We start from the raw sequence: 11448 nt of genomic DNA, 5'->3' as shown, positions 1-11448 counted from the left end.
GTCCTCAGCCGTTCACTGCGAGGCGGCGCGGCATCTGCGTGTCGGCATAGCCGTAATCACGCACGGCCGCCTCCCTGGAGATCAGACCGTTGGCGATATCCTCGTCCAGATCGGTGCGCGAGCGCTTTCTGGGGTTGCCGTAACCGCCGCCCCCAGCGGTGAGGAAGGTAATCCGGTCGCCTGGCGTGAAGTGGACATCGGTTGCCTTGTTGACCCGCAGCTGCGTGCCGTCGGCGCGGTCGATGATCGCCACGCTGACCTCACCGGTATGGCCGCCATGCAGACCCCAGGGCGGAGTGACGGTGCGGTCGAAATTGATGTTTCCGCGGCAGGCGCGCAGGCAGCGATAGGTGAGCTCGATGCCGAGGCCACCACGATGTTCGCCGGCGCCGCCTGAGTCAGGCCGCAGCGCGTGACGTTCGACGATGAACGGATACTTGATCTCCTGCAGTTCAACCGGCGTGTTGCGCACGTCGCCCTGGCACACGGAGACGGCCGCGGATTCGCCGTCTTCATGCGGACGGCCGCCCCAGCCGCCACCAAAGATGTTCATCAGCAGGAAGCGCGAACCGTCTTCATAAAAGCCGAAGAAGGAGCAGCCCCCCATGTCGCCCTTGTGGGCGGCCGGGATGAGCTCCGGCACGGCCGGCGCCAGCGCCTTGAGGATCGTATCTATCACGGTCGGCAGCGCGATGCTCCACTGGCCGAGTGCGGCCGGCGGACGGGCAGAGAGGATCGTGCCATCCGGCAGGTCGACATTGAGAGCCCGGAAACAGCCTTCGTTGACGTCGAGGTCCGGCGAGGTGAGCGCCTTGAAGGCGACGCGCGCTGCCGCGATGCCGCCCGAACGCCCGGAATTCAACGGGCCGTTCACCTGCGGATGCATGCCATGGAAATCGACCGTGATGGACGAGCCGGAGACGATCACCTTGACGGCGATGCGCAATGGCGTCCCCAGGTCCCGCCCGTCATTGTCAAGGAAGCTTTCGGCGGAATAGGTTCCGTCCGGAATACGTTCGATCACCTGGCGGGCCGCCTTGTCGGTCTGGTCCCAGATGGTCTCGACACTGCTTTCCACCACGCCGCGGCCATAACGGGCGACGAGTTCGGCATAACGCTTGGCGCCGATCTGGCAGGACGCGACCTGGGCCCGAAGATCGCCGAGGCTGGCATCCGGGTAACGGATATTGTCCTGGATGATCTGGTAGAGCGTGTCGTTGAGTTCGCCCGCCTTGTAGATCTTCAAGGACCGCATCTGCAGGCCTTCGGAGTAGATGTCGGTCGTCGCGTTGGAACCGAAGCCCTGGCGGCCGCCGCCGATATCCACCCAGTGAGCACGATTGGCCGCAAAGCCGATCAGTTCGCCGTCATGAAAGCAGGGCGCGTAGACGACGACGTTGTTCAGATGCTGGCCGCAGATATGACCGTGGTTCATGACGAGGACGTCGCCCTCGGCGAAACCCTTCAAACCGTATTTCTTTATGCCGTCCTCGACCGCGATGCCGAGGTCGGCGAGGAAGATCGGCAGGCCGCCGCGGTTCTGGGAGATCATCCGGCCAGTCGTGTCGATCAGGCCGCAACAATAGTCGCGGACTTCGTAGATCATCATGTTGTAGGCGGATTTGCAGAGTGCCTCGGCCATTTCATCGGCATAAGCGACGATGGCATTGCGGACGACTTCAACGGTGATCGGATCGTTCTTGATCGGGGCCATGTCTTATGCCTCGCTCTGCTTGGCGAGCGTCACCAGCAGATGGCCTGCCTCGTGGACGACCACTTCGTCGCCGGGGTGGATCAGGATGGTAGAATTCGGTTCTTCGATGACGGCAGGCCCGGTAAGCCTGAAACCGGCGGGCAGCGCCGGGCGCCAGTAGATCGCCGTCTTCAGCGGATTTGCCGGATCGTCGAACACCACATCACGGCTACCGACCTCGGAATCCGCTTCCGGCTCCCACGGGCGGGACAGCCATTCCTCGGCGATATTGTCGGTGCGGGCAGCGGTCAGAACCAGGCGCAGGCTGACGATTTCGAGTGCTTCGGTCGGCGCCGACTGGCTGTAGCGGCGGTCGTGCTCGGTATCGAAACGGCGGCGGAGCTCACTGGTATCGCCGGAGAGCATGCCAGTATTCTCTATCGGGATCGAGATGGCGTGTTCCTGGCCGACATAACGCAAGTCGGCGAAGAAGCGGTGATCCGCTTCATTCTCGGCAATGGCGTCACGCTTCATCTGTTCACGGCCGCTGGCGACGAGTTCGGCATAAACCTTCTCGACGCCGGCATCCGAGAGTTCACCGACGCGGCCGATGAATGTCCGCACGAAGTCCTGGCGCCAGGAGGCCATCAGCATGCCGAGTGCCGAGAACGTGCCTGGAAGCTTCGGGATGATGACCAGCGGAATATATATTTCGCGGGCAATGGCGATCGCATGCAGCGGACCCGCGCCGCCGAAGGCGATCATTGCCGTATCACGCGGGTCGATGCCCTTGTTGATCGAGACGGCACGCACCGATAATGACATGGAGGTGTCGGCGATCTTCGCCACGCCAAGCGCTGCCTCGACCGGATTGAGCTTCAGACTGTTGCCGACCTTGCTCAGCATCGCCTCTTCGGAGGCCGCCTTGTCGAGCGGCATGCCGCCGTTGAGGAACCGCTGCGGATTGATGCGGCCGAGGATCAGATCGGCGTCGGTGACGACGGGCAAGTTCGCCCCCTTGCCATAGCAGGCAGGCCCCGGATCGGCACCGACACTTTGGGGACCCACATGCAGACCGCCCGCATTGTCGACCCACGCGATCGAACCGCCGCCGGCACCGACTTCCACGATGTTGACAACCGGCAGCTGCATTGGCTGGCCGTCAGCTTCTTCACCGATGACGTAGCCGGTTTCGATAGCCGGCGCTCCATCGGTGATAAGGCTCGATTTGGCGGTCGTGCCGCCCATGTCGAAACCGATGCAGCGTTTGAGGCCGAGCAGCCTGGCCAGACGCCCGGCGCCGATCATGCCGGCCACCGGGCCGGACTCCATCATCGAAACCGGCTGTTCCTGTGCCTGGCCGATCGACATGACGCCGCCGTTAGATCGCATGATATGGATCTTGCCGCCGAAGGCACCGGAGCGGAGATAGGTTTCCAGACGTTTCAGGTAGCCTTCGACGCGGGGGCCGACAAAGGCATTGAGCGCCGTCGTCGAGGAACGCTCGTATTCACGATATTCCCGCAGAATCTCGTGCGACAGCGTGACGAAGACATTCGGTAGCGCCTTGCGCAGCATGTCACCGACGCGACGCTCATGATCAGGATTGGCCCAGGAATGCAGCAGGCAGATGGCAACGGATTCGACGCCTGCGGCTTCGATCTCGGCGATGACGGCGGCGACCGTCTTTTCGTCGAGTGCTTCCAAAACCTCGCCGGAAGCGAGGGTACGCTCCGAAATTTCGAAGGTCAGACTGCGCGGTACCAGCGGCTGCGGACGCTTGAAAAACAGGTTGAACGCCTGGATGCGGTTCGAACGACCGATCGCATAGACGTCGCGGAAACCGCTCGTGGTGATCAGCGCGGTGCGGGCGCCCTTGCGCTCCAGCACCGTGTTGATCGCGATGGTCGAACCGTGGAGAATTTCATTGAGCCGGTTGGGATCGCAGTTCGCAAGCTCGAGGCTTCGGGCGATGCCCTGGGTCGGATCGGCCGGCACGGTCGAGGTTTTCGATGTTACGATCTTGCCGTCGACATAGCCGACCAGATCGGTAAACGTACCGCCAATATCAATTCCGACAATATTCATGCGTCCTCCTGTCCGCATGGAATCCATGCGGAATGCTTTATCTCTTCGGATCGGGCCGAGACCTCGGCCAACGGTGGCAGGAACGCTCCGGCTCACGCTTAAAGCGTCGGGCTCCCAAGGGATCGTTCATGTCATTCCTCGCCCTCGTTGAGCATTTGATCCATTCAAGCGATAACTAGCAACGGGTTTGCGGGCTTTAGGTTTGATAGCTTTTAGGCTATAGGTTATCACCATGTTCAGCATCACGCTCCGGCGCATGGAAGTTCTGGTTGCAGTGGCCGAGGAGGGGAGCTTCGCGGCGGCCGCCGACCGTTTCGGCATTGCACAGCCCTCGGTCAGCGCCCATATTATGGCGATCGAGAAGGAAATCGGCGGGCAGATCTTCGTGCGGCGACGGGGCCGCAAGCCACTGCTGACCGAGATCGGCCAAAGCGTGCTGCAACATGCGCGCGAGTTCCTGGCCGAGGCCGACGACATGCGCGCAGATGTGGTGAAGATCCGAGGCGAGACCGGTCAGCAGGTCGTTCTATCTTGCCAGCGGAGCCTTGCCAATTTTGTTCTGCGAAAAGATCTGACGGACTTTGCGATAGCGCGGCCGGATATCCAACTCGTTCTGAGGATAGGTAAACAGGAGGATGTCTTTTCCGAGGTTCGCGATGGCGTGGCCGACGTCGGCTGCTTTCTGGGCAATGAAGACCTGCGAGGCGTCCGGGCTGAAACGATCGGCCGGGAGAAGCTGATTCTTATTGCCTCGCCAAATCATCCCCTTGCCCACCGCAAGCGTATCAAACCGCAGGACGTGGCACGTTATGACTTCGTTGGTCCGCCGCCCTCTTCGCTGTTTGGTCGGGGTGTCTCGAAGCTGCTGGCGAATGCTGGCATCCGCCATGTGAAGGTTGCTGCGCAGGCGACCGAGTACCAGTTCCTGCGCGAGTTCGTTGCTGCTGGTGTGGGCATTGCCTGTTCGCTGGAACGAAGCGTAGCGGCGGATCTCGAACGCGGCGAGGTGGTTAAGATCGATTTCGCCGGAGATGAATTGGGTTTCGATGTACGGCAGATTGCCTCAATCCGCCGCCCTTTGTCCAAGCCTGCCAGTGACTTGATGGATTTCCTCCGGTCCAGGCATCAGGTCCCAAATTGACCGTACATGTTGTGTGAGCCGGCTTGCCAGGTTGACATCTGCTTTGACGCAATTCTCCGAGGTTCCGCCTCGCGGCGTGCGGACACATAAGCTTGCTCGCCTTCCATGGAGCAGCGCCCGGCAGGGGGGCATGTCGTTCAAGAACTGGTGTGGTCTGGCTTTTCCAAGAGATCGCGCGACAGCGGCGCTATATCGGTTTCGCGGTTCTCGCGTAGCCCGGTCGCGCCATTCTGCCATGGGGAGAGACCCTGTTCCAGGAAGGATTAACGTCGGGCTGGAACATCCTTCGGCGTTCTCCCGAAGACGGAGTCTGGCTCCGGCTCTTGAAGAGGGATGGGAACGCGGGCCAGCGTGGAAGAACGCTCTTGCGGAAGGTGTCGAGGGATGCCGAGACCTTGGGGCCCGGTGAAACGCATGTTCGATGACATCAAGCGCTGAAAAAGCGCCCTCAAATTGGCCAGCCCTTCTTTGAGGTGACGGCGATTCGGCCCGGTGGAGTTGTCTGACTTCCCAGGGGCCACGACTGAGACAGGAGGTCGGTCGGTCATGCTATTTGGCGTGACCATCCACCCTCTCACGTCTTCGAGATTTGAAAAGAATGACGAAATGATGCCGAGACCCGTCAAACGGCTTTCCGCCGAATGCGCAACCCGATCGCTCCCCCACACGGGCTTGACGCCTTTGCAAACACGTGCGCATCGCGCCGGCTTTCCTCCGGGAACGGCTTCGCCGTGCTAATAGGGCCGCACAATCTGCTGTCTGCGCATGGTGTCTGCTGCACCGCGCACCACCTCGGAAATCTGCAGGAGTTGGGTGACCAAGGGCGTTGAATTGCGCCAGATCATACCGATGGTGCGTGAGGGCCGCGGTGTCTGGAAGCGGGAGATCGAGACCTGCGCCGAGCGCGTTTCAACCGGGACAGCCATTTCCGGGATCAGCGTGATGCCGATGCCGGCGCTGACCATCTGCACGAGCGTCGACAGGGAACTGCCCTCCATGACCTCCCGCAGGCGCGTCGTCCCTATTTTGCAGAACGACAGAGCCTGATCGCGAAAACAATGGCCCTCCTCCAGCAGAAGCAGGCGCATTTCGCGTAACGCCTCGCGTTCGGGTACCGGCTTGCCCTCGTCCTCCGGTCGCCGGACCAGCACGAACTCCTCGTCGAACAATTTGAGCTCGGTCAGGAACGGTTCCGATACGGGCAGGGCGACGATTGCCAGATCCAGTTCGCCCTGTGCCAGTTCCTGGACCAGTTTTGCCGTCTGCGTCTCGCGCACCTGTATTTCGATCCCGTCGAAAGTTCTGTTCAGATCGTTGATGATCGCGGGCAGCAGATAGGGCGCGATCGTCGGGATGATACCGATGCGCAAGCGCGCCAGGAACGGATCGCGCGACGCACGGGCAAGGTCCGCCAATTCATCCACCGCCCGCAGGATGTCGCGAACCCGCAGCGCGAAGGTCTGGCCGAAGGCGGTCAGTTTCACCTCGCGTGCATTCCGCTCGAAGAGGTGGCCGCCCACTTCCTGTTCGAGTTCCTTGATCTGCATCGACAAGGCTGGCTGGGAAATCGCGCAGGCATCGGCCGCGCGGCGGAAGCGGCCATCCCGTGCAAGGGCTTCGAAATAGCGGAGCTGTTTGAGTGTGAGATTCTTCATAACCTTAGCTTATCGCTGCGATCAGTAAATCCAACTTAAATTTATGAGGCGCTTCCGATAAGAAGGAGGCGAGGGAGGGCGCGCGCTTGGCATGCTCTGATTAAACAGGCGGGACTGCAGTCGGGAATAGCGCGGCCGGACCGGACGGTTCGGGAAAATACCCTCTTTTGCACGGCAGATAGATAAAGAAATCAAGGAGATAGTCATGGATGCGAAATCTAGCGAAAATGCCGGCAAATGTCCGGTCGCCCATACGCCTCGCGGCAGATCGAACCGCGAGTGGTGGCCCAACCAGTTGAATGTCCAGATCCTGCATGGGCACTCCGTTCGCTCCGACCCGATGGGCGAGGCGTTCAACTATGCCGAAGAGTTCAAGACGCTCGACCTCGACGCGCTGAAGCAGGACCTTCATGCGCTTATGACCGATTCGCAGGACTGGTGGCCGGCCGACTTTGGTCATTACGGCGGCCTGTTCATCCGCATGGCCTGGCACAGCGCCGGCACCTACCGCATCACCGACGGCCGCGGTGGCGCAGGCCAGGGCCAGCAGCGTTTCGCACCGCTCAACAGCTGGCCCGATAACATCAATCTCGACAAGGCCCGCCGCCTGCTCTGGCCGATCAAGCAGAAATACGGCAACAAGATCTCCTGGGCCGATCTGATGATCCTCACCGGCAACGTCGCGCTCGAATCGATGGGCTTCAAGACCTTCGGTTTCGCCGGCGGCCGCGCCGACGTATGGGAGCCGGAAGAGCTATACTGGGGTCCGGAAGGGACATGGCTCGGCGACGAGCGCTACAGCGGCGAACGCGAGCTCGCAGAACCGCTCGGCGCCGTGCAGATGGGCCTCATCTACGTCAATCCGGAAGGCCCGAACGGCACCCCGGATCCGCTGGCATCGGCCCGCGACATCCGCGAAACCTTCGCCCGCATGGCGATGAACGACGAAGAGACCGTGGCGCTGATCGCCGGCGGCCACACCTTCGGCAAGACCCATGGCGCTGGTGATCCGTCGTTTGTCGGTATCGACCCGGAAGGCGGCGAGCTCGAAGCCCAGGGCCTCGGCTGGGCGAGCAAGTTCAACACTGGCATTGGTCGCGATGCGATCGGCAGCGGCCTGGAAGTGACCTGGACACAGACCCCGACCCAGTGGAGCAACTACTTCTTCGAAAACCTGTTCGGCTTCGAATGGGAGCTGACCACGAGCCCGGCCGGCGCCAAGCAATGGGTGGCGAAGAATGCCGAAGCATCCATTCCGGACGCCTTCGACCCGTCGAAGAAGCAGCTCCCGACCATGCTGACCAGCGACCTGGCACTGCGTTTCGACCCGGCCTACGAGAAGATCTCGCGTCGTTTCCTCGAAAACCCGGCTGAGTTCGCCGATGCCTTTGCCCGCGCCTGGTTCAAGCTGACCCATCGCGACATGGGGCCGAAGGTTCGCTACCTCGGTCCGGAAGTGCCGGCCGAAGACCTGATCTGGCAGGACGTGATCCCGCCGGTCAATCACGATCTGGTCGACGACCATGATGTCGCCGACCTGAAGTCCAGGATCCTGGCATCCGGCCTCACGGTGCAGGAACTGGTCTCGACCGCCTGGGCTTCGGCCTCGACCTTCCGCGGTTCCGACAAGCGCGGCGGTGCCAATGGCGCACGCATCCGGCTTGCACCTCAGAAGGACTGGGAGGCAAACCAGCCGGCTCAGCTCGCCAAGGTCTTGGGCGTTCTCGAAGGCATCCAGAAGGATTTTTCCGCGACCCATACCGGGAGCAAGAAGATCTCGCTGGCCGACCTGATCGTGCTTGCCGGCGCTGCCGGTGTCGAGAAGGCCGCAAAGGCAGGTGGCAATGACATCGCCGTGCCCTTCACGCCGGGTCGCATGGATGCGTCCGAAACGCAGACCGACGCCGCTTCCTTCGCCGCGCTGGAACCCCGTGCCGACGCTTTCCGCAACTATGTCAACAACAGCAGGAAGCAGTTCATGAAGGCTGAAGAGGCCATGGTGGATCGCGCCCAGCTGCTGACGCTGACAGCACCGGAAATGACGGTTCTCCTCGGCGGCCTGCGCGTGCTGAAGGCCGGACAGCCGGAACATGGCGTCTTCACGGACAAGCCCGAGACGCTGACGAACGACTTCTTCGTCAACCTGCTCGACATGGGCACCGAATGGTCGCCTGTTGCCGGTCAGGATGGCGTTTACGAAGGCCGTGACCGCAAGACCAAGGCACCCAAGTGGACCGGCACCCGCGTCGACCTGATCTTCGGCTCGCATTCGCAGCTGCGCGCGATCGCGGAGGTCTATGCCCAGTCCGACGCCAAGGCGAAGTTCGTCAAGGACTTCGTGGCGGCCTGGACCAAGGTCATGAACGCCGACCGTTTCGATCTCGTCTGATCGAGCAAAATCGCCCGGACGTGGCAGCTACGTCCGGGCAATTTTTTCAATGCTGATAAAAAGCCGGATTTTCAGGTCGGCACGAAAGCCGAGGCGATCGCCAGCACGAATCCGAGGATCGTCGCGCAGACGGATAGCGCTTCGCGGGTCTTTTCGGAGCTGACACCCCATCCCTCGCTGGTGAGGTAGCGTGCGATCAGGCCGAGCGAAAGCAGGCCGACGCAGCCGAGGAAGGCGAAGAAGTAAATTCCGTACTCCATGTTGGAGATCTTCTTGGTCAGCACCTCGGTGATCCCGACCAATGTCGAGAGGGACAGAAGCAGGCTGCCGATGATCAGGTATTCGGCATGTTGCGATCGGGCTGTCGAATAGAGCGACAGGATCGTGAACAGGAACGCGACCAGGACGATGGCGATGTAGTTGCCGCTGACATGCCCCGTCGCGGAAATCGACATGAAGATCGACGTCAGGATGAACAGCGCTGCCGCCAGGATGATCTTGTATTTCGAGTTGAAGAACTGGCGCATAGATCGATCCGCTCTAAACTGGCCGCCTGCGGGGCGGGCAAAGGCCGTTTCCCGGACTATGGGAAATTCGGGGCGAGATGAACAGCTTGCCAGCCTGCTATTCAGTGGAAATCCACGCCCGAGTTCAGGCAAGCCGCTTTCGCTGGATTGCGTAGGCGCCGCCCGCGCTCATCACCGCCAGCAGATACCAGGTTGCGGCATAGACGAGATGGCTGTTGCGGAAGCGGATCACCGTCAATCCCCCGACGGGAAGGCCGCCCGGGATCGGCGTCGCGTCGGCGTCGATGAAATAGGGCGCCACCTTTTCGAGGCCTTTTGTTGCCGCGATCGCGGCCACGTCGCGCGAGTACCAGCGATCGCCGGCGGGGTCGTTGGAGCGCAGGAAGGCGCCGCCCGGCTCGCTGATGCGGATGAGGCCGGTGATCTTCACGGGGCCTTCGATGGCGCCGTCCGCGCGTGCCGCCGGATCGCGGCGGTCGGCGGGGATGAAACCGCGGTTGATGAGGACGGTGGTTCCGTCCTTCTGTTCCAGCGGCGTCAGGATCCAGAAGCCGGGACCGAGGTCGGTGACGGCCTGAACCAGTGTTTCCTTGCCGTGGCGAAAAACCCCGGCGGCGGTGACGCGGCGATATTCGTCGTTTTCCGCGTTGATCGCGGGCCAGGATGGCAATGAGGGAGCGGGTGCCGGCGTCGCGGTGACGCGGGCGTCGACGCGGGCGATCAGATCGAGTTTCCAGAAAAGCCGCTGCACCTGCCAGGTGCCGAGCCCGATAAAGATCAGCGTCAGGAAGAGCATCGCCCCCGTGAAGATGAGCCGGGAACGGGCCGGCTCCGCATCCACCGTGTCTCTGGTCAAAGGATGATCGACAGCCATGCGTCTATCCTTTCGAGGCTCATCCCCTCCGGGGATCACGGCATGTTCTTCATCATCTCCGGCGACATCGGCATCATGTTGGTGTTCAGATGATGCATGACCCACAGCGACCCGGCAAGCGTGATGCCGACCAGAACCAGGGTAAACAGCAGCGCCATCATCGTCCAGCCTCCTTCGGAGCGCGGGTTCATGTGCAGGAAATAGACCATGTGCACGACGATCTGGATGACGCCGAGCCCCATGACGAGGAAGGCGGTGAACAGCTTGCTGTCGATGGCGCCGCTCATCACCAGCCAGAACGGAATGGCCGTCAGGATCACCGACAGGCTGAAGCCGATCAGGTAGCTTCTCAGCGTGCCGTGGCCGGCCTGGTGGCCGTTGCTATGGCCATGATGGGCCTGGGAGGCACTTTCGTGAGCGGGAGCGTGCGGGGTTTGGCCGTGCGAACTCATCCAAGGACTCCCATGAGATAAACGAAGGAGAAGACGCCGATCCAGACGACGTCGAGGAAGTGCCAGAACATCGAAAGGCACATCAGGCGGCGCTTGTTTTCCGGGATCAGGCCGTATCTGCCGACCTGCACCATCAGCGTGATCAGCCAGATGATGCCGAAGGTGACGTGCAGGCCATGGGTGCCGACCAGCGTGAAGAAGGAGGAAAGGAAAGCCGAACGGGTCGGTCCCGCGCCCTCGTGGATCAGGTGGTTGAACTCGTAAAGCTCAAGGCCGAGGAAGGCGGCGCCGAACACGCCCGTCACGCCGAGCCAGAACAGGGTCTCGGCCTTTGCGCCCCTTTCCATCTGCAGCATGGCAAAGCCGTAGGTGATCGACGAGAAGAGCAGCATTGCCGTGTTGATGGCGACCAGCGGCAGGTCGAACAGGTCGGCGGGCGAGGGACCGGCTGCATAATTGCGGCCGAGTACGCCATGGGTGGCGAAAAGCACCGCGAAGATCAGGCAATCGCTCATCAGGTAGAGCCAGAAGCCCAGCATCGTGCTGCCTTCCGGATGATGATCTTCCGTGAGATAGAATTGCGGCTTTTCGGTTTCCATGCCGTTGGATTGAACTTGCGTCTGGCTCAT

9 protein-coding genes are annotated in these 11448 nt (G+C 61.6%); 2 read left to right on the top strand and 7 right to left on the bottom strand.

Annotation, left to right across the window (positions count from 1 at the left end):
* Window positions 1–4: 4 nt before the first annotated feature.
* Window positions 5–1714, bottom strand: coding sequence for a hydantoinase B/oxoprolinase family protein (locus tag GQ59_RS15800; protein WP_051903989.1), 1710 nt, complete (start codon window positions 1712–1714; stop codon window positions 5–7).
* A gap of 3 nt (window positions 1715–1717) precedes the next feature.
* A complete protein-coding gene (locus GQ59_RS15795; protein ID WP_051903988.1) occupies window positions 1718–3781 on the bottom strand; it encodes a hydantoinase/oxoprolinase family protein in 2064 nt (687 codons plus the stop codon).
* A gap of 232 nt (window positions 3782–4013) precedes the next feature.
* On the opposite strand from GQ59_RS15795, the gene GQ59_RS15790 reads away from it, so the two are divergent.
* Window positions 4014–4922, top strand: a complete 909-nt coding sequence (locus tag GQ59_RS15790; RefSeq protein ID WP_037082818.1) for a LysR family transcriptional regulator — start codon at window positions 4014–4016, stop codon at window positions 4920–4922.
* Window positions 4923–5656: 734 nt separating this feature from the next.
* Here the strand turns inward: GQ59_RS15790 and GQ59_RS15785 are convergent.
* Window positions 5657–6577, bottom strand: coding sequence for a hydrogen peroxide-inducible genes activator (locus tag GQ59_RS15785; RefSeq protein WP_037082815.1), 921 nt, complete (start codon window positions 6575–6577; stop codon window positions 5657–5659).
* Window positions 6578–6782: 205 nt separating this feature from the next.
* On the opposite strand from GQ59_RS15785, the gene katG reads away from it, so the two are divergent.
* Window positions 6783–8966, top strand: coding sequence for a catalase/peroxidase HPI (gene katG / locus GQ59_RS15780; RefSeq protein ID WP_037082813.1), 2184 nt, complete (start codon window positions 6783–6785; stop codon window positions 8964–8966).
* Between the two features lie 71 nt (window positions 8967–9037).
* On the opposite strand, the gene GQ59_RS15775 is transcribed toward katG, so the two are convergent.
* The 4 genes from GQ59_RS15775 to cyoC form a co-directional block, all read right to left on the bottom strand.
* A complete protein-coding gene (locus tag GQ59_RS15775) occupies window positions 9038–9493 on the bottom strand; it encodes a hypothetical protein (RefSeq protein WP_037082810.1) in 456 nt (151 codons plus the stop codon).
* A gap of 124 nt (window positions 9494–9617) precedes the next feature.
* On the bottom strand, window positions 9618–10367 hold the full coding sequence (locus GQ59_RS15770; protein ID WP_051903987.1) for an SURF1 family protein: 750 nt from the start codon (window positions 10365–10367) through the stop codon (window positions 9618–9620).
* 35 nt (window positions 10368–10402) lie between these two features.
* Window positions 10403–10819, bottom strand: coding sequence for a cytochrome o ubiquinol oxidase subunit IV (gene cyoD, locus GQ59_RS15765; protein ID WP_037082809.1), 417 nt, complete (start codon window positions 10817–10819; stop codon window positions 10403–10405).
* A complete protein-coding gene (gene cyoC, locus GQ59_RS15760; protein ID WP_037082807.1) occupies window positions 10816–11448 on the bottom strand; it encodes a cytochrome o ubiquinol oxidase subunit III in 633 nt (210 codons plus the stop codon). The genes cyoD and cyoC overlap by 4 nt, the downstream gene beginning before the upstream one ends.

It is taken from the genome of Neorhizobium vignae (assembly GCF_000732195.1).
Taxonomy (GTDB): Bacteria; Pseudomonadota; Alphaproteobacteria; order Rhizobiales; family Rhizobiaceae; genus Neorhizobium; species Neorhizobium vignae.
Note: the sequence above shows the minus strand (reverse complement) of the source record. Positions and strands in the feature narration are given on the sequence as shown.

Coding starts and splice junctions, on each gene's coding strand:
- GQ59_RS15800 (WP_051903989.1), bottom strand. CDS start 1,714: ATGGCCCCGATCAAGAACGATCCGATCACCGTTGAAGTCGTCCGCAAT.
- GQ59_RS15795 (WP_051903988.1), bottom strand. CDS start 3,781: ATGAATATTGTCGGAATTGATATTGGCGGTACGTTTACCGATCTGGTC.
- GQ59_RS15790 (WP_037082818.1), top strand. CDS start 4,014: ATGTTCAGCATCACGCTCCGGCGCATGGAAGTTCTGGTTGCAGTGGCC.
- GQ59_RS15785 (WP_037082815.1), bottom strand. CDS start 6,577: ATGAAGAATCTCACACTCAAACAGCTCCGCTATTTCGAAGCCCTTGCA.
- katG (WP_037082813.1), top strand. CDS start 6,783: ATGGATGCGAAATCTAGCGAAAATGCCGGCAAATGTCCGGTCGCCCAT.
- GQ59_RS15775 (WP_037082810.1), bottom strand. CDS start 9,493: ATGCGCCAGTTCTTCAACTCGAAATACAAGATCATCCTGGCGGCAGCG.
- GQ59_RS15770 (WP_051903987.1), bottom strand. CDS start 10,367: ATGGCTGTCGATCATCCTTTGACCAGAGACACGGTGGATGCGGAGCCG.
- cyoD (WP_037082809.1), bottom strand. CDS start 10,819: ATGAGTTCGCACGGCCAAACCCCGCACGCTCCCGCTCACGAAAGTGCC.
- cyoC (WP_037082807.1), bottom strand. CDS start 11,448: ATGAGCCAGACGCAAGTTCAATCCAACGGCATGGAAACCGAAAAGCCG.